Below are 20,769 nucleotides of genomic sequence, written 5' to 3'. Positions count from 1 at the left end.
GACCTGGCAACTTCGATGAAGCCCACACTCGTCGGAGCCCGAACGGAGGTGGCGCACGGCGTGACCGTCCAGCCTTGCCAACACCGGGGCGGGGGCACCCCGAGTAAACCCGGTGGGGGTATCGTCGGGCGGTAGCACAGGAGTCGTACGAGCGAGAGAAGGCCGAGGAAGCCGTGGACCGCGGACGGACGCGCAGGACGGGACTGTCCCGGCTGTTCGTGCTGTGTGCCGTGCTGTTCGGCCTCTTCTCCATGCACGGGGCTCCGGCGAACGCCGCCGCGGGCTGCCACGGCGATATGGCCGCGCCGGCGCCCATGACCGCGCCGATGAGTACGTCCATGACTGTGCCCATGGGTACGGGCCACGCGGACATCCAGGGCGCGCAGCACGCCACCCCCGTCGTCACGGGGACGAGCGGCGAGCTCTGCGTGTCCACCCCCGCCCGGGAGCGATTGCCGCTGGACGCGGCCGGTCTCCTCACGGTGCTCGGCCTGGTGGTCCTCGTCGGCCGGGGGCTCCGCCGTGCGGGCCGGTTCGTCGCGGCGCGGCGCGGTCCGCCGCTCAGCGGCAGAGGCTTGCTCCTCCAGGTGTGCGTCGCGCGGACGTGACAGGCACTGCCCGGCCCGGCCTCCCGGCCGGACCGGCGAAGAGTGCCCTACCCGTTCACGCCCGCCCCAGCAGGGGCGCGTCCACCTGGAAAGAACCCTTTGATGTCCGCTTCCCTCCCCTCCGCTGCCCGCCGTCGCACGCTCGCGGCCGCCGGCACCGTCGCCGCCCTCGCCCTCGCGCTGACGGCCTGCGGTTCCTCCGACAGCTCCAAGCCCGACGGCCCGGCCACGCCCGGAACGAACCACGGGCCCAGCAACGCCACGTCGTCCGGCACCCCGTCCCCGGGCGGTGCGTTCAACGACGCGGACGTGACGTTCGCGCAGCAGATGATCCCGCACCACCAGCAGGCCATCGAGATGGCCCGCCTCGCCGATGGCCGCGCCGCCGACTCCGAGGTCAAGAGCCTGGCCACCGCGATCGAGAAGGCTCAGGACCCCGAGATCAACACCATGAACGGCTGGCTGAAGTCGTGGGGCAAGCCGCTGCCTTCGGCCTCGTCGCCGATGGGGGACATGCCCGGGATGAACCACGGCTCGTCCGGCATGGCCGGGATGAACCACGGCTCGTCCGGCATGGCCGGGATGATGTCCGACCAGGACATGAATGACCTCAAGTCCGCCAAGGGCAAGGACTTCGACAAGAAGTTCGCCCAGCTCATGATCGGCCACCACCAGGGCGCGGTCACCATGGCCAAGGGCGAGCAGAAGAACGGCAGCAACCCCGATGCCAAGAGGCTCGCGGGTAACGTCATCGCGGCGCAGAACGCGGAGATCGAGCAGATGAACAAGATCGTCGACCGGCTCAAGTAACGGCTGACAGCCGACGGTTGTCAGCTATCAGTTATAGGTCATCGGTCATCAGTCATCGGCTGTCAGTGGACAGGTGACGGCTGACAGATAGCAGACAACCGTCAACCGACGGCAGGGATGTGGGTTCCGGGTCTTCGTCTCGACGGGGGCCTGGAACCCCGCTTCTTCCGCACGCCCGCCCCCATCCGGCCCCACGCCCCTCCTCGTGGAAGGCACGCCCATGGATGCCGTACTGCACGCCCTGCGCATCGCCGGCTCGATGACCTGGGAGATCACCTGGGCCCTGGTTCTCGGCTTCGCCCTGTCCGCAGTAGTGCAGGCGGTGGTGCGCAGGTCCACCGTAGTCGCGCTGCTCGGTGACGACCGGCCGCGCACCCTCGCGCTTGCGGCCGGGCTCGGCGCGGCCTCGTCCTCCTGCTCGTACGCCGCTGTCGCGCTGGCCCGCTCGCTGTTCCGCAAGGGTGCGCACTTCACCGCGGCGATGGCCTTCGAGATCGCCTCGACCAACCTCGTCGTCGAACTCGGCGTGATCCTGGCCCTGTTGATGGGCTGGCAGTTCACGGCGGCCGAGTTCGTCGGCGGTCCTCTCATGATCGTGCTGCTCGCGGTGCTGTTCCGGCTCTTCCTCCGCGAGGGGCTGCTGAGCCGGGCCCGCGAACAGGCCGAGCGCGGTCTGGCGGGCTCGATGGAAGGCCATGCCGCGATGGACATGTCCGTACAGAAGGAAGGGTCGTTCGCCAGGCGGCTGTTCTCGGCCGAAGGATTCACCTCCACCGCCCACGTCTTCGTCATGGAGTGGGCGGCGATCCTGCGCGATCTCGTCGTCGGGCTGGTCATCGCGGGCGCGATCGCCGCGTGGGTGCCGGACTCCTTCTGGCGTACGTTCTTCTTCGACGGGCATCCGCTGGCGTCCAAGCTGTGGGGGCCGCTGATCGGCCCGCTCGTGGCCATCGCCTCGTTCGTCTGCTCCATCGGGAACGTGCCGCTGGCGGTGGTCCTCTGGAAGGGCGGGATCAGCTTCGGCGGTGTCGTCGCGTTCATCTTCGCGGACCTGTTGATCCTGCCGATCCTCACCATCTACCGGAAGTACTACGGCGCCCGCATGGCCGCTTTCCTCCTCGGCACGTTCTACCTGGCGATGGCTGTCGCCGGGTACGTCGTGGAGTTCGTCTTCGGGGGGCTCGGCCTCGTACCCGACCGGAGTTCGGCCACCATCCCCATGGCGGGCATCGCCTGGAACTACACGACCTGGCTCAACATCGCGTTCCTCGTGCTGGCGGCGGTCCTGGTCGTACGTTTCTTCCGTACGGGAGGGCTGGGGATGCTCCGGATGATGGGCGGAGGACCCAGCGACCAGGTTCCGTAACCTAGTCGGCCTTGTCCGGCGGTTTCGGGGCCGGGCTCAGGACCAGTGGCAGGTACACGTCGTCGACGATCTCCGTGAGGACCTCGTCCGCCACGGGGGCGCCGAACATCAGGAACTGGTTGCGCAGCAGGTCCGTCGCGACCGAGGCCCTTCGTGAGGTCAGGACCCACGGCTCCACCTCGCCGCGTTCGACGGCGCGTTCCAGGATGATCAGGATCGTCGACGGGCCGACGGTGTGGACCCGCTCCCGGATCAGCTCGGCGAGTTCCGGATCGCGTGTCATCTCCCCGAGGAGCCCGCGCATGATGTCGCCGAGCGGGCTGTCCATCTTGGCCGACATCTGCCGCAGCAGGGCCAGCACATCGGCGCGCAGCTCGCCGGTGTCGGGGAGGCCGACTTCGGAGATCTTGCCCAACCGGCAGGCGTCCACCACCAGTTGGGCCCGGCTGGACCAGCGGCGATAGACGGCGGCCTTGCCGGTACGGGCCCTGGCGGCGACCCGCTCCATGGTCAGCGCGGCGTAACCGACCTCGGTGAGCTCATCGAGGGTCGCCAGCAAAATGGCGCCTTCCAGTTCCTCGCCGCGGCGGCGCGGCCCTTTGCGATGGTCAGCGGGCGGTTCGGTGGCCGGGCCGGTGCTGCTGGGCACCCATGCCTCCCGGGTGTGTCCGATAGGAGCCGTTGCGTTCTCTAAGGGGGACAGCTTAGCCTCGCCCTTAGAGAACTGACCGTTCTTTAACGTCTGAGGTTTCGAGGGATTCGATGACCGACATGACCGAGACCGCCACAGCGATCCAGACGCACGAGGCCCCCGCCTTCCCTGCCGACCGCACGTGTCCCTACCAACTGCCCGAGACATACCGCCAGTTACGGGACGAGCCCGGCGCGCTGAGCGCCGTAACCCTCTTCGACGGCCGGCGGGCCTGGGTCGTCACCAAGCATGAGACGGCGCGGAAGCTACTCGCCGACCCCCGGTTGTCGTCCGACCGCACCCGCGCCGAATTCCCCGCCACCTCCCCGCGCTTCGAGGCCATCCGGGAGGTCCGCCCGGCCTTCATCGGCCTGGACCCGCCCGAACACGGGCCGCGCCGACGGATGACGATCAGCGAGTTCACCGTCAAACGCATCAAGGGCATGCGCCCGGCCGTCGAGCGGATCGTGCACGGCTTCCTCGACCAGATGCTCGCCGCCGGGCCGCCCGCCGACCTGGTCAGCCAGTTCGCACTGCCCGTTCCCTCCATGGTGATCTGCGAGTTGCTCGGCGTGCCGTACGCCGACCACGACTTCTTCCAGGACGCGAGCAGGCGCCTTGTCCAGGCGTCGGACGCGGCCGGTGCGATCGCCGCCCGCGAAGACTTCCAGCACTACCTGGACGGACTGATCGCCAAGATGCAGGCCGAGCCCGGTCCTGGCCTGCTGAACAGTCTGGTGACGCGCCAGTTGGCGGCCGGTGAGATCGACCGCGACGAGCTGATCTCGACCGCGCTGCTGCTGCTCGTCGCCGGTCACGAGACCACGGCCTCCATGACCTCGCTCAGCGTGATCACCCTGCTCGAACACCCCGACCAGCACGCCGCCTTGCGCGCCGACCCCACTCTGCTGCCCGGCGCGGTCGAGGAGTTGCTGCGCTACCTCGCCATCGCCGACATCGCGGGCGGCCGCGTGGCCACGGCCGACATAGAGATCGACGGGCAGCTCATCCGGGCGGGCGAGGGCGTGATCGTCACCAACTCCATTGCCAATCGCGACAGTTCGGTGTTCGAAAACCCGGATGCCTTCGACGTGCACCGCTCGGCCCGTCATCACCTGTCCTTCGGGTACGGGGTGCACCAGTGTCTCGGCCAGAACCTGGCCCGCCTGGAACTCGAAGTCATCCTCACCGCGCTCTTCGAGCGCATTCCGACCCTGCGCCTCGCCGTCCCCGTGGATCAGCTGACTCTGCGCCCGGGCACGACGATCCAGGGCGTCAACGAACTCCCGGTCACCTGGTGACCGGGGAGAAGGGAGGCCCCATGCGGGTGTCGGCCGACCGGAACGTCTGCGTCGGCGCCGGGCTGTGCGCGCTGACCGCGCCCGCCGTCTTCGACCAGGACGACGACGGTCTCGTGGACGTGCTCACCCCCGATCCCGACCCGAACCAGCGGACCGCCGCCCGTCAGGCCGGCAGCCTCTGCCCGTCCGGCGCCGTCCGGATCAGCGAATAGCCCCCGCCCCCGTCCGGGCCGGACCTCTCGAACGGTTCCGGCCCGGACGAGCGCGGTGACTCTACGCCGTTCAGCGCCGCTCCCGTCCGATGCGCGGGACAGGCGCGGATCCCGCCGCGCTCAGATGTCCCGCGGAGCCGACCGACCTCATCTTCCCTTGGCGGTCGGGAAGTTGAGAGCCTGCTACGAACGGAGGGCCGCTAAGGTGTCTCGCTCTCCGGCGCGGACCAGAGGTGTTCGAGGGTGTCGACCACGAGGCGGCAGACGGTGTCCGGATCCGCGCTGGCCAGCGGCTCGCGCGCCACGACCGTCCGCATGAGCCCGATTCCGAGCAGCCAGGCCATGGCCAGATCCGCGCGCAGGGCGCCGTCCTTGGCTCCGGAAAGCGCGGCGAGGGCGCTCTGATACTGCCCGCCCAGCTCCCGCAGCGTCCCGGTCGCCTCGTCCCCCCGCCCTATGGAGCGCAGATAGACCTCCAGGGACCGGTCGGCGGTTCCCGAGGCGCTGCTGGTCAGCATCGAACGCAGCGCCGTCTCGAAAAGTTCCTCGGGCGGCGTGGCACGCAACTGCTCCAGGCCACCCTGCGCGACGACCTCCGTGAGCAGCCCCTGCTTGGACCCGAAGTACCGGAACAGCAACGCCTGGTTGGCGCCGGCCCGTTCGGCGATCTCGCGGACCGTCGCCCCTTCGTAGCCCCGTTCCGCGAACAGGTCCCGGGCCGCGTCGAGCAGCCGGCGGCGGGTGGCCCCGGCATCGCGACGGCGCTCACCGGCGGACGAGTCGGGAGCAGCCGAGCCGGGAGCGACTGAATCGGGGCCAAGCGAATCGGGGGCTTCTTCCATGGGGCAGGTCCTCTCAGACGGCCCGTCAGGATAACGGCCACAATGCGCCGTTGACCGCCCACAGGAGCGCCCCTACCGTTGTAAGCAGCTGCTTACATCCGGGAGGCCGCAGTGACGACAGCCGACATCACACCCCTCGCCTATCCCTTCAACACCTCCGACGGACTCCAGCTCGCCGAGGAGTACGAGCGCGTACGCGACATACCGGGCCTGTTACGCGTCCAACTGCCGTACGGGGAGCCCGCCTGGCTCGTCACCCGCTACGCGGATGCCCGGCTCGTCCTCGGCGACCAGCGATTCAGCCGGGCAGAAGGCGCCTCGCACGACGAGCCCCGGCAGTCCGAGGGGCGGAACGACAGCGGGATCCTCGGCATGGACCCGCCGGACCACACCCGGCTGCGCTCCCTGGTGGCGCGGGCGTTCACTGTGCGCCAGGTCGAGAAACTCCGCCCTCAGGTGCGCGAGCTCACCGCGAGCCTGCTCGACGACCTGGAAGCGGCCGGACCGCCCGCCGACCTCGTGGACACGTATGCGTTGCCCCTGCCGGTCGCGGTGATCTGCCGCATGCTCGGCGTGCCCACCGAGGACCGGCCGCGCTTCCGGGTGTGGAGTGACGCGGCCCTGTCCACGAGCTCACTCACCGCCACCGAGTTCGAGGCCAACCGTGAGGAACTCCGCGCCTATATGGGCGAGTTGATCGAGCGGCACCGCCAGGATCCGCAGGACGACCTGATGACCGCGCTCATCGAGGCCCGCGACGGCGGCGACCGCCTCTCCGAACTCGAACTCGTCGACCTGTGCGTGGCGGTCCTGGTGGCCGGACACGAGACCACCGCGTCCCAGATCCCCAACTTCACCCTGACGTTGCTCGACCACCCCGACCAGCTGGCGCGGCTCAGGGCCCGGCCCGAGCTGATCGCGGGAGCGGTGGAGGAACTGCTTCGCTTCGTGCCACTGGGCAGCGGGGCCGGCCAGGCCCGATACGCCACCGAGGACGTCGAGGTGGGCGGCACTCTGGTGCGGGCCGGTACCCCGGTCCTGGTCGCGATGGGCGCCGCCAACCGCGACGCGCTCCGCTTCACCGCCCCCGGCGTGCTCGACATCGCCCGCGAGGGCAACCAGCACCTCGGTTTCGGCCACGGAGTCCACCACTGCCTGGGCGCCCCACTGGCCCGCCTCGAACTCCAGGAAGCCCTGAGCGCCCTCATCACCCGCTTCCCCGGGCTGAAACTGGCCGGCGACGTGACCTGGAAGTCCGAGATGCTGGTCCGCGGCCCGCGCGTCATGCCGGTCGCGTGGTGACCGCCATGACCTGGACCGTACGCGTGGATCCGCGGCTCTGCCTGGCATCGGGCATGTGTGCCGGAGCGGCCCCCGACGTGTTCGCGCTGGACGGCGAGCACGCGCGGGTGCTGCCGCAGGGGATCGAGCCGGAGGAACGCATCCTGGACGTCGCCGACGCATGCCCCGCCCAAGCGATCACGGTGCACGACGGGAGCGGCGTCATCGGACCTCGCCGCGACTGACAGGCACCGCGGGTACAGGGCCGCGTGGGTGCGGGCGCCTACTCGAAGCGCGAGGTGTCGCCGGCTCCCCGGCGTACGATTTCGAGCTCGCCGTTCGAGAAGTCGATGACCGTGGTGGGCTCGGTACCGCAGTCCCCGGAGTCAAGGACCGCGTCCACCACGTGATCCAGGCGCTCCTTGATCTCCCAGCCCTGCGTCATCGGCTCTTCCTCGTCGGGCAGCAACAGAGTGCTGGAGAGGAGCGGTTCGCCGAGATCGGCGAGCAGAGCCTGAGCGACGGCGTGGTCGGGGATGCGCACCCCGACCGTCTTCTTCTTCGGGTGCAGCAACTGGCGCGGCACCTCCCTCGTCGCGGGCAGGATGAACGTGTAACTGCCGGGCGTCGCCGCCTTGATCGCGCGGAACACGTCGTTGTCGATCTGCACGAACTGGCCCAGCTGCGCAAAGTTCTGGCACACCAGGGTGAAGTGGTGGCGGTCGTCCAGCTCGCGGATCGACCGGATCCGGTTGATGCCGTCACGACTGCCCAGCTGGCATCCCAGCGCGTAGCAGGAGTCCGTCGGGTACGCGACGAGCGCGCCGGAACGGATGCTGTCCGCCACACTGCTGATGGTGCGCCGCTGGGGGTTCTCGGGGTGCACGTCAAAGTACTTTGCCATCCGCCGAGTCTAAGGTCCGTGCGCCTGGGCGGCCGGTTCCGACGGTTTCGAGGTGTCGGCTCGGGGCCCGTCCACAGCGCGGGGCGGGCCCGCCCCCAGGGGCCTGGCACCAGAGGTCATCCCAGGGTGCCGTTCTGGAGGCCGAGTATGAGGTGGCGGGGCAGGCCGTGAGTGTCGTGGAGGTAGCTGTAGTCGTCCTCGGTGAGCGGGCCGGAGTAACGGGGCTGGGACAGGACGCGGCGGCCTCGTCTGAGGAGCCGCCTGAAGCGCCGCTCCTCGTCGAGGAGTACGTCGCGGGCCGGGCCGGTGTGCCTGTGCCCGCCCTGCCCGAAGCGGGCCAGGGTGTGCCGTACCAGTTCCTCTGGCAGATCACCGAGTGTGCGGGACGGGTCGACCCGCCACAGTGTGGTGAGCACCCGCCGGATCAGACGCCGCAGGACGTATCCGCGCCCCGTGTTGGACGGCAGGACGCCGTCGCCGATCACGACGATGCTCGACCGCAGATGGTCGCAGACCAGCCGCAGCGACCGCTCTTCCAGCCGCCAGAGCGAAGGCACGGAGCCCATCCACGGCTCGAACAGGTCGGTTTCGAAGACCGACCCCTTGCCCTGGAGTACGGCGACGAGTCGTTCGAGCCCGAGCCCGGTGTCCACGTTGGGCCGGGGCAGCAGGTCGAGGGTGCCGTCTTCACGGCGGTGGTAGCGCATCATCACGTGGTTCCATACCTCCACCCATCGCTCGTCGCGGGTCGGCGTGGACCGGGGCGGTGTGTCCCCCGTCCAGATGAATATTTCCGAGTCCGGACCGCACGGGCCGGTGGGGCCGTTGGACCACCAGTTCTCCTGTGTGGTCAGCTCGATCGGCACCCCGAGCTCCTCCCAGGTGCGCAGCGATTCGGTGTCGGGGCCGGAGTGCTCGTCGCCGCCGAAGACCGTGGCGTGCAGCAGGCCCGGATCGACGCCGAAGCCGTTGACCAGCAGGTCGTGGCCCCAGCCGAGGCTCTGCGAGCTTCCGTAGTCGCCGAGCGACCAGGTGCCGAGCATCTCGAAGACCGTGAGGTGGGTGTCGTCACCGATCTCCTCCAAGTCGGTGGTGCGAAGGCAGCGTTGGACATTGACCAGGCGTCGGCCGAGCGGATGAGGCCGGCCCTCCAGATAGGGGGTGAGCGGATGCATGCCCGAGGTGGTGAACAGCACGGGGTCACCGGGCGGCGGCAACAGGGAAGACCCTGTGATGCGCCGGTGGTCCCGGTCCTCGAAGTACTCCACGAACGTGCGAATGACGTGCTCGGTGTTCATGACGGTATTCATGACTGCGGGTCCTTGTCTGGGGGTAACCGGAAGGGACCGCAGACACGGGACGTGACAGGAATCCAGAACAGAAATCCGGACGGAAATCCGGGACAGCGATTCCGGACCATGAATCCGACGATCCACCGGCGGGCCGTTTCCGGTCGCCGGGGGAGTGGGGAATGAGGTCAGGCGGCGGCAACCGGCGAGCTGGTCGCTCGCGCGGGCGCGCTGTTGATGTGGCTGATGACCTTCATGCCGTCCACGGTAGTGGGCAGGTGGCTGGACTGCACACGAATTCCTGCCGGGCGGCAGTGGTCGCGGTGCTGAGCAGCGGCGGTTGGCGGGGCCCCGGGGGTGGCTCCAGTCCCGGGGCCGGACCCGGCCCCGGCTCCAGCCCAGCCCCGGGCCGGGGCCCTGCTCTGGCTCCGGCGCCGGCCCGGGGCCGAACCCGGGCCGGCGCCGGGGGAATGCGATGGCGCTCGTACGGGAACGGCTACTTCACGAACCGCACCTCCGGCAAACGGGCGGACGGGCCGTCGAGCAGGTGCCGATCCTGCCCGCGCAGCCACCGGTCGAAGAAGGCCGCTGTGCAGGCCTCCTGTGAGGCCACCGAACGCTTCGGCTCGACCGTGCCTATGTTGGCGGCGACCGTCTGCGCGGAAAGCCCCAATGGGCGTGCCAGTTGCGGTATTTCGGACTGCATGTCGGTGTAGCTCGCATGCTCGGAGCCGGTGAGTGTCAGATCCCTGAGCCACCCCTTGCTGTGCTGCCACACCGCGCCCCAGGACGCGACCGTGTGATGGTTGTTGCCCTCCTTGCCCATCAGCAGCAGAGGCCGGTCGACGCCGTCCGTCCCGACGGAGGACGGGTTGGCCGGGTCGTCGTCGCGCTGCGTGTAGCCCATGACGCCGTCCAGGTTGGCCGCGGCCTTGATCCGCGGGTCGTCGTGCATGGTCTGGGCGGCCGTGAACCCGCCTGCGGACTGCCCGAACATGCCCACCGCGTCCAGGTCGAGCGCGCCCCGCAGCCGGCCGGGAAGCTGTCCGAGCTGGTCCAGTACGAAGCGGGTATCGGCGACCCGTACCGCCAGGGTCTTCTTCAGCAGCGCGGTGACCTGTGCCTTTCCTGCCTTGTCGGCCTTCCCGAACTCCTCGGGCAGCACGGTCTTCTCCACCCGCCCGCCCGGGAACTCCACCGCCGAAGCGTCATAGGTGTGGTCGATCATCACCACCACGTAGCCGCGCGAGGCGAGTTCGTCGCACAAGGTGGTGCCCAGGGTGCGGGGGTCCCCGACGCCCGGCGAATAGAGCACCACCGGGAAGCCCCGCGGACTGTGCCGCGCGACCGGTGCTTCCGTATACGCGTGGCTTCGGGTCGCCGCCCAGTCGGCCCGGCCCTTCGGTATGTCCGTGAGATTGTTCAGCGCATCGAATCCGGCCGCCTCACCCGGCAGCATCTGCGGAGCCCGCGGATGCCCGGCCACGTTCTGCGCGGGGTAGCGGACGCTGACCATCAACTCGCGGTACGGCTGAGAGCCGACCCAAGGGTCGGGGCGGCCGCGATCGGTGAGGTGCAGGGAGGTCGTGCCGACCGGATACGCACCTGTCGGCGCGGGCAGCGACATCCGGGCCAGGGCCGACGGGCCCGGCGGCGCAGCAGGCGCCGCGACGGCGGCGGAGGTGCACGTCAGGCACGCGGTGACAGCCAGCGCGGCGGTGGACAGGAACACTCTGCGGAAAGACGAAGTGGTCATGGATCAAGGCTGACGCAGTCATCCTGTTCCCACCATCGTGGAGCCCCCCGCTTGGGGGGTTCGGATTTTCCGAACCCCCGTGGTGCGCTCCCGGCCGTCGAATGCCTCGGCAACCACGGGGTCCGGCGCTCCGCTCGCCGGACCCCGAACCGATGAAGCCCGCGGCGCGGCGGGCGGCAGGCGGCGCCCATGATGAGCCCGCCGTTGGCGTAAGTACGCACGGTGGGCGGCCAGTTCATGCGTGCCGGGCCGTGCAACCCGTCCCGCCTCGGCCGAACTCCCGCAAGACAATGGCCGTGGTCTTCGCGCGGACACCACCGCCTGTCGCGCCCACCGGCCCGTCGCACGCCTTCTGCACCACACTGACCACACCCAACGGCAATGTGTTGCAGGTGGGTTCGAACCATTCGATGGGGATCGGCACCTCCACGGTGAACCCCATCGGCCGCCCGGGTCGACGTACGGTCAGCCCGGGCGGGCCTTTGCCCAGCGGGGCGGCCCTCGCGCGACGCCACCTTCGTCCATCGCTGCGTGTCCTTTGCCGCGAAGGCAGTCGAAGGCGGAGTGGGAAAACAAGGCGAAGTGGGAAAACAAGGCGACGTGAGAAGACACGGCGACGTGCGAAAACAAGGTGATGTGCGGAAGCAGGGCGACGTGCGGAAGCAATCGGAAAGCGGAAGCTCTCAGCGGAACGCCGCGACGTTGCGGGCCGCCCAGTCGGCGAACGGGCGCGGTGCGCGGCCGAGGATCCGCTGCACGTCCGGGCTGACGCGCAGTTCGGCCGGGCTCGGGGAACCGAGTATGTCCAGGGTGTCCTCAGCGAGTTCCGCCGGCAGACTCCGGGTCATGGCGGCCTTGGCCTCGTCGCGGGAGAGGTCGTCAAACCGCACCGGCGAGCCCAGTGCCGCGCCGATGGCCTCCGCCTGCTGGCGCGGCGTGATCACCTCCGGGCCGGTCAGCTCGTACACACCGCCGGTGTGCCGGTCGTCCAGCAGGCAGGCCGCCGCGACTTCGGCGATGTCCGCCGGGTCGATGACCGGGACCCCGACATCGCCGAACGGTGCGGCCACAACCCGCCGCGCGCGGACGGACTCGGCCCACCACAAGGCGTTGGAGGCGAAGCCGCCCGGCCGCAGAACGACCCACTCCAGCCCGGACTTCTGCAACACATCCTCAACGGACCGCATTGTGATCCGCGTCGGGCCGAAGGGCCTGGTCGCCACGCCCTGCGAGGAGAGCAGGACGACCCGGCGGACCCCGCCGGCCGCGGCCTTGCCGATGACATCGGCCGGCCTCGCCCCGGCGGCGTGCAGGTCGCCGGACAGCAGCAGAAACAGAGCCTTCGCACCGGCCAGCGCGGGTTCGACACCGGCCGGCTCGGTCAGGTCGGCCACCATGTGGCGGACACCGTCCGGTACTGCTGCCGGGTGCCGCGACACCGCCGTCACCTGATGCCCCGCCTCGGCCAGCGCCCGCGTCAACGGCCGTCCCACATTCCCGGTAGCCCCGGTCACCACGATCATGTTCAGCTCCTCGCCCGATGTGCTCTGAGGCGTTCACGCTAGGAGCTGAGCTCACTTTCGGTAAGGACATACCTGAAGGTAAGCTCATGACATGGCGGGAGGCGCGCAGTTCACACGCGACGAGCCGGGCGAGAGGTATGACGTGCTTCACACCGACTGCCCCGCGCGCGATGTGCTCGACCATGTGACCAGCAGGTGGGGCGTCTGGGTGTTGATCTCCTTGCGGAGCAACGACCTCCGGTTCTACGAACTGCGCGAGAGCATCCAGGGCATCAGCGAGAAGATGCTCGCCCAGACCCTGCGCGCGCTGGTCCAGGACGGCCTGGTCTGGCGGAAGGTGGAACCAACGACGCCGCCCCAAGTCACCTACGGGCTGAGCGAGTTCGGCCGGGACGTCGGTGAGCCACTGACGGAACTGTTCGACCGGATCACACGATGGCTGCCGCCGCGTAGCGCGAGCTAGCGCGGTAGTGGCCGACTGCGAAGCGCAGCCAGCAGAACCGGGCATGCCGGAACCGTTGAAGACCTCGAAGCTCAGTACGCGAGTTGGGGCCCCCGTCGCGTCTTCGGTACGGCATCCCACGCGCATGGTGCCCGAAGCTGGCGACGGCGCGTTCGGCAACCGGCCCAGCCCCGGTGGTGGTTGGAACGCCTACACCAACCTGAGCTGACATCTCGTGTGATGCCGCCCCGGCCGGATGGGGCGGCCCGTAACCAGCCTGGACGTCGCTTTCCGCGGAATGAGAGACCTCACCGGGTGGGTGGGACGAACTCGGGCTGGTCGAGCAGGCGCAGCCAGCTTCCGTCGGGCTGGCGTCGGACGACCTGTGCCCGCGCCCCGGTGCCGTCCTTCGGCGGGGTCGAGGTGAGCGCGATGTCGTCGCTGATCAGTGTCGGCAGCGGCTGTTCCGGCTCGAAGTGGGGGCGGTTGGCCAGCACCTTTTCCCACAGCGCACGGATCGCCTCCCGGCCCGCCGTCTGCCCGCCGGGCGGGTAGGCCATCACCGCGTTCTCTTCGTAGAGCGCGGCAACCCCGGCCGCATCACCGGCGTTGGACCGCTCGACGAACAGGCGTGTGATGTCTTCGGGCCGCATGGCCTTCTCGTATTCCGGCATGGTTCCTCCTGTGTCGAACTGTGTCGGGCTTCGTGTGCTTTGCGTCGGACTTCGTGCGCTTCCGTGATTCCAGCCTGGCCGCCAGCTGATCAGAAGTCCAACAGATGGTTCTAATGGGAGCTAGAATTTCCAGTCATGGACCTGAGGCAGTTGGAATACTTCGTCGCGGTCGCCGAAGAGCAGAACTTCACGCGGGCGGCCGAGCGGGTGCACATCAGCCAGTCCGGCGTCAGCGCCCAGATTCGCCAGCTGGAACGTGAACTGGGCGCCGAGTTGTTTGACCGGTCGTCGCGCACCGCCACCCTTACTGTCGCGGGAAAGGCCGCGCTCGAACATGCCCGTGCCGCGCTCGCCGCGGCTGGGGCGGTAGGCCAAGCGGTGGGCGAGGTCACCGACCTGATCCGGGGTCGGCTCACGGTCGGGATGGTCATCGGCTGCACTCTCACGCCGTTGTTCGACGCGCTCGCCGTGTTCCACCGGGCACATCCCGGTGTAGAGATCTCACTCCTGGAGGACAACTCCGACCGGCTCGTCGAGGGGGTGCGCGCCGGCACCCTCGACCTGGCTCTCATCGGGACGGCAACCGCCGCCCCCGACGGGCTGGACGCGTTGACAATCGTCAGCGAGCGGCTCGTCGTAGCAGTTCCGGCCGGGCATCCCTTGGCGAAACAGCGACGAGTCACTCTGCGCGACCTGGCCGCCCACCCGATCGCGTGCATGCCACCCGGCACCGGCCTGCGCACGGTATTCGACCACGCCTGCGCCGCGCAGAACCTCCACCCGAGGATCGCGCTGCAAGCCAGCGCCGCGGGCGCCATCGCCGACCTCGCCGCCCGAGGGCTCGCCGTCGCGATCCTCAGCAGCTCGATGGCCGCGAGCTACCGTGACCGGCTCACCGCATGCACCATCGATGACGTCGAAACACCAGCGTTGCTGGCCCTGATCTGGAAGAGCACGCACAGCCCCGCGGTGCGTGAGCTGCTCGTGCACAGCCGACGAGCATTCACCGGCCCCGAGCCCACGTAGCGGGGGAGGTGCGCTGGCGGCGGTAGTGGTCGGCTTCTTACGGCAGTTGGGCGAGGGGTTGCTGGGCGCCTGACCCGGGTGGCCCCCGGGTGAGGGGAAGCCGAAGGTGAGTGACGGCTGTTCGAGGCAGGCTCAGGATGCCGTCGTGAGCGTCGTCCGAACCGCACGAGACCGGTGCCGGCGACCCTCCGCCTTGTCGGTGCCCCCGCTCCTGGGCGCCGGACGATCTGCCGCGTATTCACCGACAGGTGGGGCTGACGGCGTCGGCCCGGCAGGCTCCGCAGACCTGCGTGGGGCCGCCTTCCGTACGCACCAGGGCAGCGGCGGCGGCGACGAAGGCTCGGATCCGGGCGTTGTCCGCCGCCTTCCGCCATACGGCACCGAACTCGGCGGGTGGCGCGTCGGGGTAGGGGACGTAGGCGATCGTCGGCCGGGTCTGGTAGACCGCTGTCTGGCTCGGGACGGGATGGACGCCCTGGCCGGCGCCGACCCGGGCCAGCGTCTCCTGGAGCGAGCCGGCCGGCAGCACGGTCTCGCCGGCGAGGTCGCCTTCGCCGACCGCGTCGCGGCGGGCCAGCCGGTGGCGGGCGGGGACGGCGAGCATCACGACGTCGGATATCAGCACCGGCCCGGTCGCCAAGTCCGGTTCGGCGACGGGGAATCGGACGATGGCCACGTCGGCCTCGCCGGACCGCAGGGGCCCGTACGGTTCCACTTCAGGCACCTCTTGGAGCCGCACCTCGCACTCGGGATTGCCGACGCGCAGAGCGGCCTGGACGGAGAGGACCAAGTCGCCCTGGAGCGCCCCCGAGAAGCCCACGCGCAGCGGTCCGGCAACACCCCGTCCGGCCTCGGTCGCACGCGCGATGCCTTCCTGGATACGTACGAACGCCGGACCGATGTCGTCCCGGAGGCGGCGGCCCACCGGGGTGATGGCGACCCGCCTGCTGGTCCGCTCGAACAGCGCGGTGCCGAACCGCCGCTCCAGCTTCTTGATGGTCTGGCTGACCCGGGCCTGCGAGACGAGCAGCCGCTCGGCGGTGCGCGCGAAGTGCAGTTCCTCGGCGAGCGTCAGGAAGATCTCGATCTCACGGCTTTCCATAACCCTCAGGTTATCGATCCTTTCGGGGTTCGGCATTGTTCACAAGTCGCCGCACGAGCAGGGTTGATGACATCGCCTCCGGGGCCACACCCGGAGACAGCACCCGCAAGCCATCAGGAATGGAACACGCCATGGCACAGCCGCTCATCGTCATCACCGGCGCCGGTACGGGCATCGGCGCGGCCACCGCACGCGCCTTCGCCGACCGCGGTCACCCGCTCCTGCTGCTCGGCCGGCGCCTCGACCGGCTCACCGGTCTGGGCCTGCCCCGCACGCTGGCACGGGCGGTGGACGTCACCGACCGCTCCGCGGTGACAGCCGCGGTCGCCGAGGCCGAGGCCGCCTTCGGTCCCGCCGACGCGATCGTGAACAACGCCGGAACGATGCTGCTCGGCGAGGTCGCCGCCCAACCGGCCGGGGAATGGGACCAGATGGTGGACGTGAACGTGCGCGGGCTGCTCAACGGCATCGCCGCCGTACTGCCCGGCATGGTCGAGCGCGGAGCCGGCACGGTGATCAACATCGGTTCGGTGGCAGGTCTCAAGAGCTACCCGAACCACACCGTCTACAGCGGCACCAAAGCAGCGGTGCACGCGATCTCGGAGAGCCTGCGCGAGGAGGTCGCCGCGCACGGAGTGCGGGTGGTGACCATCGCCCCGGGCGCGGTCGCTACGGACCTGCTCTCGCACACCACCGACGAGACCGCCAAGGCCGACTACCAGGCGTTCAAGGACGCGGTGGAACTGCCGACGGCCGATGAGGTCGCGGAGGCGGTCCGTTGGGTCTACGAGCAACCCCAGCGGATCACCGTCCGCGAACTGGTACTGGCCGCGACAGGACAGGCCGCATGACAGGTGACATGACAGGCCAGGAGGAGGGGCCATGGGATTTCGTCGGGATGCGGTGTGATCAGGCCAGTTTGCTCCTGGTCGCGAGTGGCGCGGTTACCTGGAGGAGGCGATTCCTGTTGAGTCCTACGCCAGAGTCCGTCGGCTGCCCCGTGTCTGACCGGGGCGGCGGACGGCTGTCGTCGAGAGAATCAGGAATGGCCACTGCCGATGAACCTCTGCCGTACCGTTTCGCGGGCCGCGATCGCCGCCGCCCTCGCCACCGCGCTCAGCGCGGCCGCCGTCCACGGAGCAGCCGCGGGACCCCTGACCGACAAGCCGCGCAAGTCGACTCACGCCAACCAGTCTGCGGATGACGGGGGTTGGAGCGGTGACGGCCTCACGCTGAACGCCTCCGAGAACGCTGCGGTCGACGCCTTCTACGACCGGGCGCGGGAAGCCGAGCGGACCGTCAGCCCCCAGGTGCGGGCGGCCGCGCGGATCAGCGGCGCCGACGTCATCGGCTTCGACTACCGCCTCAAGTCGCCCGACTCACTGAAGCGCAAGGTTGCCACCTCCCTGAAGGAACACCCCGGCCAGCAGGTCAACCAAGCGCTGGCCGAGATCAAGGACTCGGTGCGCTACACCCTCCAGTGGCCGGACGGCCGGTACACCCAGGGCGTCACCGTCGCCTCCAGTGTGCTGTCCGCCTGGGGCAACGACAGCATCAAGTGGTCCAACACCTGGGCCCGCGACAAGGGGTACAAGGCCATCAACTCGGCCTGGCGGGCTCCCGATTCGCAGCACGCCTTCGAGGTCCAGTTCCACACGCCCGCCAGTAAGCACGCCCAGGAGGTGACCCACAAGCTCTACGAGGAGCAGCGGCTGCCCGGCACCACCCCCGAACGCGCCCGCGAACTCCAGGCACAGCAGGACGCCATCTTCGCCGCCGTCCCCGTCCCCGCGGGCGCCGACCGACTGACCGCGCCGACCGACTGACCGGGCAGGCCTCCCGGCCCGTCGTCGGCCGCGGGCGCCTCAGTTGTTGGTCAGGGTGCGGTCGAGGAGCGGGAGCAGGCGGTCCCAGTGTCGCTGTAGTGCGGCGGGGTTGAAGGCGTCGGTGTCGGACATGGTGAAGCCGTGGATGGTGTCGGGGTAGATCTCGGAGGTGTAGTTGACCCCTGCGGCATCCAGTGCCTGGTTGAGTTCGCTGAGGGCTTCGGGCGTCAGGTCGGTCTCGGCGTGGCCGAGGTGGACCTGGGCGGTGAGCTTGGCGAGGCTGTCGGGTCCGTCGGCGGTCACGGGGGCGTGGAATGCGGCGAGGGCGGCCACCTGGTGGGGGTGGGCGGTGGCGGTGCGCATGGCCAGGAGGCCGCCGAAGCAGTAGCCGGTCACCGCGACCGGCCCGGGGCTGACCTCGGGCCGGGAGGTGAGGAACGTGAGGTAGGCGTCGGCATCACGCAGGGCACGTTCGGCGGTGTGCGCCTCGATCAAGGGCATCACCTGGGCGAAGACCGCGGGCCGGGTCTCTTCTCCGATGTGCTCGGGAAGTTCGATCACCGGCGCCGGGCCGTGCCGGTAGAAGAGGTTGGGGACGAGCACGTAGTACCCGTGTGCGGCGAGTTCCTGGGCCATCTCCCGGAGTACGGGCCGGATGCCCAAGCCGTCGGCGTACATCAGCACGCCTGGGTGCTGCTCGCCGCGGTCGGGGAAGGCGGCGAAGGCGTCGGCGTGGCCGTCCGGGGTGGGAATGTGCAGTGTCCTGATGGGCATGGGTTCTCCTGTCGTGGTTGATGTGCTGAGCTGGGATCAACACGACAGGGGGCGGGGCCCGCGCAGCAGCGCCGGGTCCCCGGTCCAACGGCGGGCCGGCATGGGCCCGTACGGCGCTCAGGAGAGCACCGGGTTGCCAATTCGTGTGTGGCGCAAGGCCGTCCCGGTAGTCATCGCGGCCCAACGTAACCCACCGGACAGGACCGACGCCAGCCTTCCCCGAGCCACAGCTCTGTTCGCCAAAAGCGTTCGTGGTAGGCATCGTTCATGGTCGGCCTCTCGGATTCCGAACCTGGTCGACGTGCCGCCTCACCTGTGAGTTGGGGGTAGGGGGGATGAGGGTTGGACGGCCGTACTGTTCCCAACACGTACTCGGCGACCCACCGGTGGGTGGCGGCCACGGGCACGGCCAGGCGGAGTTGTCGCCCGCCCGGTCGTAGACGTGGTGACGTCGGCTGTCGGCAATTGAGTTCGCAGGCGTACTGGCCGGCGGGTGCGGCTGTGCTGGTGTCGCCGGAGCCGGACGTGACCGCGGTCGCGCGGCCAGGTCCGTACCGGTGATCGTCCCCCAAGGTCGGTTTCCTCAGCGGGCCTTCATCGTTGTCAGGTCATGAAGAAGAGAATGCTGTTCACGGCCCCGCTGATCCTCGCGCCCATGCTGGCAGCCACAGCCGCCCATGCCGATGACAAAGGCGTCCTGACCGTCGGTCCGCGATCGGAGAACGTGTGCGTCAACCTCACGCGGGACATCAAGAGCATCGATCTTCCCCCTGGCTTCCGAGCCAGTGTTCACAGGGAGAAGAACTGCAGGGGACACGTCCTCCTCGAATCCACCGAACGCCGGGTTACTGGCCTCCCCAGTGAGGCCAAGAGCGTCCACGTCTCCAAGGATTCCTCCGACCTCCAGCTCCCTCTAGTACGAAACCTCATCTAGTACAAGGCACCATGGGGGATTCGGCCGCAGGCCCGGCCTGAGCGCTCACTGCGCCCGCGAACACGTAGCTCGAAGCCGGACCCCTCCCACGCCGGGCAACGAGGCATCCGCCTGTTCGCCTGCCGCCTCGTCGGCTCCGGCCGGGTCTGCCCCGGCCGCTACCCGATCGCGACCCGGGCCGGCTGCCGCACTGGTCACTGCCCGCCCCGCCGCCGGCTCCGGTCGCCGTGGAGATGGGGCGCCCCATCTGCCGGGTCCCCGTCCTCATCACCGGGGCCGGCCGCGGCTGGCCCACCGCCCACGTCGACATGGGCACCTCTCGCCCCGTCGTCCTCGACGACGACCTCGCCCACGTCGAACCCGGGCCTGCGGCACGCGGAGTCGCCCGCGAGGACATCGGCGCCGCTCTCGCCGAACGTCGCGGGCCCACCCCCTCCACCCCACAGCACCCCGGCGCACCAACTCCCGTATCCAATCGTCAAGTTGGACCGCTCGGCGATGGCTCACCAACCGGCTCGCCCCCCGGTGTTCAGTACCGCTCTCGCTGCGGTGGGGAAGCTACCCCCTTTCCCCTTCTCTTGCCCCGCCAGGTATCTTGCATTGCATGGAACCAGGTGATTCGACCAAGCAGGCCCGGGCGGCCGCCCAGCTGCGCAAGGGTGTCCTGGAGTACTGCGTACTCGCCCTGATGCGGGACCGTCCCCGCTACGGTGTGGAACTCCTCCACGCTCTGGAGGAGTCGGGAGCCCTGGCCACCAGCCAGGGCACGGTCTACCCGCTGCTCTCCCGGCTCCGCCGCGACGACCTGGTCACCACCACCTGGCAGGAGTCCGCCTCCGGGCCGCCCCGTCGCTACTACGCGCTCACCGACAGCGGCCGGGCCGCGCTCGACGAGTTCACCCGCGTCTGGCCCGGCTTCCGCAACGCCGTCGACGCCTTCCTGACCACCCCGCCCCCCTCCACCGGAGACCTCGCATGAAGACCTCTGCCGACCCCGTACGCGACTACCTCTCCGTCGTCGAGCACGAGGCCTCCACCCTCCCCGCCGACCGTCGCCAGGAACTCATCGCCGACCTCGCCGAACACATCGAGGTAACGCGCGCCGAACGCCCCGACGCCGCGATCGGCAAGATCCTGGCGGAGCTGGGGGACCCCCGCACCATCGCGGCGACGGCGCTCGCCGAGACGGGCTACGGGGTCGCCGAGGCCCCGGTCCGAAGCGGTCTCGGCGCACCTGCCCGGCGTGGCAAGGCGCACCCCCTGGTCCCGCTCCTGATGCTGAGAGCCTGTGTCTAAACCCCGCCCGGGCCCGCGGCGCCTGGCACGCACGCTCGCGGCGTTGCCGAAACGCCCTAGTAGCTCCTCCCCCAAGGTCTTGAAGACCAGGGGGTACCCCCATCGAGGACCT

General features: G+C 69.6%; 23 protein-coding genes and 1 pseudogene. 14 read left to right on the top strand and 10 right to left on the bottom strand.

Going from position 1 to position 20,769, the window contains the following annotated elements:
- The first annotated feature begins 173 nt into the window (after positions 1-173).
- The 3 genes from ACWC2B_RS21800 to ACWC2B_RS21790 all read left to right on the top strand — a co-directional run bounded on the left by ACWC2B_RS21800 (position 174) and on the right by ACWC2B_RS21790 (position 2,784).
- Positions 174-608, top strand: coding sequence for a hypothetical protein (locus ACWC2B_RS21800; RefSeq protein ID WP_450718976.1), 435 nt, complete (start codon positions 174-176; stop codon positions 606-608).
- 102 nt (positions 609-710) lie between these two features.
- Positions 711-1,418, top strand: a complete 708-nt coding sequence (locus ACWC2B_RS21795; RefSeq protein WP_450718974.1) for a DUF305 domain-containing protein — start codon at positions 711-713, stop codon at positions 1,416-1,418.
- Between the two features lie 220 nt (positions 1,419-1,638).
- On the top strand, positions 1,639-2,784 hold the full coding sequence (locus ACWC2B_RS21790; protein ID WP_450718973.1) for a permease: 1,146 nt from the start codon (positions 1,639-1,641) through the stop codon (positions 2,782-2,784).
- Between the two features lies 1 nt (position 2,785).
- Here ACWC2B_RS21790 and ACWC2B_RS21785 read toward each other — a convergent pair whose 3' ends face one another.
- Positions 2,786-3,433, bottom strand: coding sequence for a TetR/AcrR family transcriptional regulator (locus ACWC2B_RS21785; protein WP_450718972.1), 648 nt, complete (start codon positions 3,431-3,433; stop codon positions 2,786-2,788).
- A gap of 122 nt (positions 3,434-3,555) precedes the next feature.
- Between ACWC2B_RS21785 and ACWC2B_RS21780 the strand changes: the two genes are divergently transcribed.
- The gene (locus ACWC2B_RS21780; protein WP_450718971.1) at positions 3,556-4,776 is read left to right on the top strand and encodes a cytochrome P450; all 1,221 of its coding nucleotides are present in this window, start codon (positions 3,556-3,558) and stop codon (positions 4,774-4,776) included.
- 20 nt (positions 4,777-4,796) lie between these two features.
- Positions 4,797-4,988, top strand: a complete 192-nt coding sequence (locus ACWC2B_RS21775; protein WP_450718970.1) for a ferredoxin — start codon at positions 4,797-4,799, stop codon at positions 4,986-4,988.
- A 200-nt stretch (positions 4,989-5,188) separates the two neighbouring features.
- Here the strand turns inward: ACWC2B_RS21775 and ACWC2B_RS21770 are convergent, their stop codons facing one another.
- Positions 5,189-5,830 (bottom strand): TetR/AcrR family transcriptional regulator, encoded by a 642-nt coding sequence (locus ACWC2B_RS21770; protein WP_450718968.1) that lies wholly within the window; start codon positions 5,828-5,830, stop codon positions 5,189-5,191.
- Positions 5,831-5,941: 111 nt separating this feature from the next.
- On the opposite strand from ACWC2B_RS21770, the gene ACWC2B_RS21765 reads away from it, so the two are divergent.
- Together ACWC2B_RS21765 and ACWC2B_RS21760 are read left to right on the top strand one after the other, a co-directional pair.
- Positions 5,942-7,132, top strand: coding sequence for a cytochrome P450 (locus ACWC2B_RS21765; RefSeq protein WP_450718966.1), 1,191 nt, complete (start codon positions 5,942-5,944; stop codon positions 7,130-7,132).
- A 5-nt stretch (positions 7,133-7,137) separates the two neighbouring features.
- Complete coding sequence (locus tag ACWC2B_RS21760) at positions 7,138-7,356, top strand: ferredoxin (RefSeq protein ID WP_450718964.1); 219 nt, start codon at positions 7,138-7,140, stop codon at positions 7,354-7,356.
- A gap of 38 nt (positions 7,357-7,394) precedes the next feature.
- Here ACWC2B_RS21760 and ACWC2B_RS21755 read toward each other — a convergent pair whose 3' ends face one another.
- From ACWC2B_RS21755 to ACWC2B_RS21740, 4 genes are all read right to left on the bottom strand, one after another.
- The gene (locus ACWC2B_RS21755) at positions 7,395-8,015 is read right to left on the bottom strand and encodes an L-threonylcarbamoyladenylate synthase (RefSeq protein WP_450718962.1); all 621 of its coding nucleotides are present in this window, start codon (positions 8,013-8,015) and stop codon (positions 7,395-7,397) included.
- A 116-nt stretch (positions 8,016-8,131) separates the two neighbouring features.
- Positions 8,132-9,313, bottom strand: coding sequence for an alanine--tRNA ligase-related protein (locus ACWC2B_RS21750; RefSeq protein ID WP_450719248.1), 1,182 nt, complete (start codon positions 9,311-9,313; stop codon positions 8,132-8,134).
- 487 nt (positions 9,314-9,800) lie between these two features.
- Positions 9,801-11,060 carry an alpha/beta hydrolase family protein gene (locus ACWC2B_RS21745; protein ID WP_450718960.1) on the bottom strand — a complete coding sequence of 420 codons (1,260 nt, stop codon included), beginning with the start codon at positions 11,058-11,060 and terminating at the stop codon, positions 9,801-9,803.
- Positions 11,061-11,743: 683 nt separating this feature from the next.
- Entirely contained in the window at positions 11,744-12,583 is an 840-nt protein-coding gene (locus ACWC2B_RS21740; protein WP_450718958.1) for an SDR family oxidoreductase, read from the bottom strand.
- Positions 12,584-12,674: 91 nt separating this feature from the next.
- Here ACWC2B_RS21740 and ACWC2B_RS21735 point away from each other — a divergent pair, with 91 nt between their 5' ends.
- Positions 12,675-13,046, top strand: a complete 372-nt coding sequence (locus ACWC2B_RS21735; protein WP_450718956.1) for a winged helix-turn-helix transcriptional regulator — start codon at positions 12,675-12,677, stop codon at positions 13,044-13,046.
- 287 nt (positions 13,047-13,333) lie between these two features.
- Here the strand turns inward: ACWC2B_RS21735 and ACWC2B_RS21730 are convergent, their stop codons facing one another.
- Positions 13,334-13,699: a YybH family protein gene (locus ACWC2B_RS21730; protein WP_450718954.1), complete on the bottom strand. Its 366-nt coding sequence runs from the start codon at positions 13,697-13,699 to the stop codon at positions 13,334-13,336.
- A gap of 135 nt (positions 13,700-13,834) precedes the next feature.
- On the opposite strand from ACWC2B_RS21730, the gene ACWC2B_RS21725 reads away from it, so the two are divergent.
- Positions 13,835-14,725 (top strand): LysR family transcriptional regulator, encoded by an 891-nt coding sequence (locus ACWC2B_RS21725; protein ID WP_450718952.1) that lies wholly within the window; start codon positions 13,835-13,837, stop codon positions 14,723-14,725.
- Between the two features lie 238 nt (positions 14,726-14,963).
- On the opposite strand, the gene ACWC2B_RS21720 is transcribed toward ACWC2B_RS21725, so the two are convergent.
- Entirely contained in the window at positions 14,964-15,827 is an 864-nt protein-coding gene (locus tag ACWC2B_RS21720) for a LysR family transcriptional regulator (protein WP_450718950.1), read from the bottom strand.
- A 131-nt stretch (positions 15,828-15,958) separates the two neighbouring features.
- Between ACWC2B_RS21720 and ACWC2B_RS21715 the strand changes: the two genes are divergently transcribed.
- Complete coding sequence (locus ACWC2B_RS21715) at positions 15,959-16,678, top strand: SDR family oxidoreductase (RefSeq protein ID WP_450718948.1); 720 nt, start codon at positions 15,959-15,961, stop codon at positions 16,676-16,678.
- Positions 16,679-16,885: 207 nt separating this feature from the next.
- Positions 16,886-17,653 (top strand): ATP nucleotide 3'-pyrophosphokinase, encoded by a 768-nt coding sequence (locus ACWC2B_RS21710; RefSeq protein ID WP_450718946.1) that lies wholly within the window; start codon positions 16,886-16,888, stop codon positions 17,651-17,653.
- Positions 17,654-17,692: 39 nt separating this feature from the next.
- Here the strand turns inward: ACWC2B_RS21710 and ACWC2B_RS21705 are convergent, their stop codons facing one another.
- Positions 17,693-18,427, bottom strand: a complete 735-nt coding sequence (locus ACWC2B_RS21705) for a dienelactone hydrolase family protein (RefSeq protein WP_450718944.1) — start codon at positions 18,425-18,427, stop codon at positions 17,693-17,695.
- 610 nt (positions 18,428-19,037) lie between these two features.
- Here ACWC2B_RS21705 and ACWC2B_RS21700 point away from each other — a divergent pair.
- Complete coding sequence (locus ACWC2B_RS21700) at positions 19,038-19,361, top strand: hypothetical protein (protein ID WP_450718942.1); 324 nt, start codon at positions 19,038-19,040, stop codon at positions 19,359-19,361.
- 194 nt (positions 19,362-19,555) lie between these two features.
- On the opposite strand, the gene ACWC2B_RS21695 is transcribed toward ACWC2B_RS21700, so the two are convergent.
- The gene (locus ACWC2B_RS21695) at positions 19,556-19,843 is read right to left on the bottom strand and encodes a hypothetical protein (RefSeq protein WP_450718940.1); all 288 of its coding nucleotides are present in this window, start codon (positions 19,841-19,843) and stop codon (positions 19,556-19,558) included.
- 122 nt (positions 19,844-19,965) lie between these two features.
- Between ACWC2B_RS21695 and ACWC2B_RS21690 the strand changes: the two genes are divergently transcribed.
- Both ACWC2B_RS21690 and ACWC2B_RS21685 read left to right on the top strand, forming a co-directional pair.
- A complete protein-coding gene (locus tag ACWC2B_RS21690) occupies positions 19,966-20,340 on the top strand; it encodes a PadR family transcriptional regulator (protein ID WP_450718938.1) in 375 nt (124 codons plus the stop codon).
- Positions 20,337-20,642: pseudogene (locus tag ACWC2B_RS21685) on the top strand (HAAS signaling domain-containing protein); the annotation flags it as partial. The gene ACWC2B_RS21690 and the pseudogene ACWC2B_RS21685, both read left to right, overlap by 4 nt.
- Between the last annotated feature and the right edge of the window lie 127 nt (positions 20,643-20,769).

This window comes from Streptomyces sp. NPDC001415 (assembly GCF_053597395.1).
Note: the sequence above shows the minus strand (reverse complement) of the source record. Positions and strands in the feature narration are given on the sequence as shown.

Bases quoted from the DNA above. Each gene is read 5' to 3' on its own strand.
- ACWC2B_RS21795 (WP_450718974.1), top strand. From the start codon at position 711: ATGTCCGCTTCCCTCCCCTCCGCTGCCCGCCGTCGCACGCTCGCGGCC.
- ACWC2B_RS21790 (WP_450718973.1), top strand. From the start codon at position 1,639: ATGGATGCCGTACTGCACGCCCTGCGCATCGCCGGCTCGATGACCTGG.
- ACWC2B_RS21705 (WP_450718944.1), bottom strand. From the start codon at position 18,427: ATGCCCATCAGGACACTGCACATTCCCACCCCGGACGGCCACGCCGAC.
- ACWC2B_RS21740 (WP_450718958.1), bottom strand. From the start codon at position 12,583: ATGATCGTGGTGACCGGGGCTACCGGGAATGTGGGACGGCCGTTGACG.
- ACWC2B_RS21780 (WP_450718971.1), top strand. From the start codon at position 3,556: ATGACCGAGACCGCCACAGCGATCCAGACGCACGAGGCCCCCGCCTTC.
- ACWC2B_RS21735 (WP_450718956.1), top strand. From the start codon at position 12,675: ATGGCGGGAGGCGCGCAGTTCACACGCGACGAGCCGGGCGAGAGGTAT.
- ACWC2B_RS21750 (WP_450719248.1), bottom strand. From the start codon at position 9,313: ATGAACACCGAGCACGTCATTCGCACGTTCGTGGAGTACTTCGAGGAC.
- ACWC2B_RS21760 (WP_450718964.1), top strand. From the start codon at position 7,138: ATGACCTGGACCGTACGCGTGGATCCGCGGCTCTGCCTGGCATCGGGC.
- ACWC2B_RS21690 (WP_450718938.1), top strand. From the start codon at position 19,966: ATGGAACCAGGTGATTCGACCAAGCAGGCCCGGGCGGCCGCCCAGCTG.
- ACWC2B_RS21710 (WP_450718946.1), top strand. From the start codon at position 16,886: ATGAACCTCTGCCGTACCGTTTCGCGGGCCGCGATCGCCGCCGCCCTC.
- ACWC2B_RS21715 (WP_450718948.1), top strand. From the start codon at position 15,959: ATGGCACAGCCGCTCATCGTCATCACCGGCGCCGGTACGGGCATCGGC.
- ACWC2B_RS21730 (WP_450718954.1), bottom strand. From the start codon at position 13,699: ATGCCGGAATACGAGAAGGCCATGCGGCCCGAAGACATCACACGCCTG.
- ACWC2B_RS21745 (WP_450718960.1), bottom strand. From the start codon at position 11,060: ATGACCACTTCGTCTTTCCGCAGAGTGTTCCTGTCCACCGCCGCGCTG.
- ACWC2B_RS21770 (WP_450718968.1), bottom strand. From the start codon at position 5,830: ATGGAAGAAGCCCCCGATTCGCTTGGCCCCGATTCAGTCGCTCCCGGC.
- ACWC2B_RS21725 (WP_450718952.1), top strand. From the start codon at position 13,835: ATGGACCTGAGGCAGTTGGAATACTTCGTCGCGGTCGCCGAAGAGCAG.
- ACWC2B_RS21720 (WP_450718950.1), bottom strand. From the start codon at position 15,827: ATGGAAAGCCGTGAGATCGAGATCTTCCTGACGCTCGCCGAGGAACTG.
- ACWC2B_RS21700 (WP_450718942.1), top strand. From the start codon at position 19,038: ATGAAGAAGAGAATGCTGTTCACGGCCCCGCTGATCCTCGCGCCCATG.
- ACWC2B_RS21755 (WP_450718962.1), bottom strand. From the start codon at position 8,015: ATGGCAAAGTACTTTGACGTGCACCCCGAGAACCCCCAGCGGCGCACC.
- ACWC2B_RS21775 (WP_450718970.1), top strand. From the start codon at position 4,797: ATGCGGGTGTCGGCCGACCGGAACGTCTGCGTCGGCGCCGGGCTGTGC.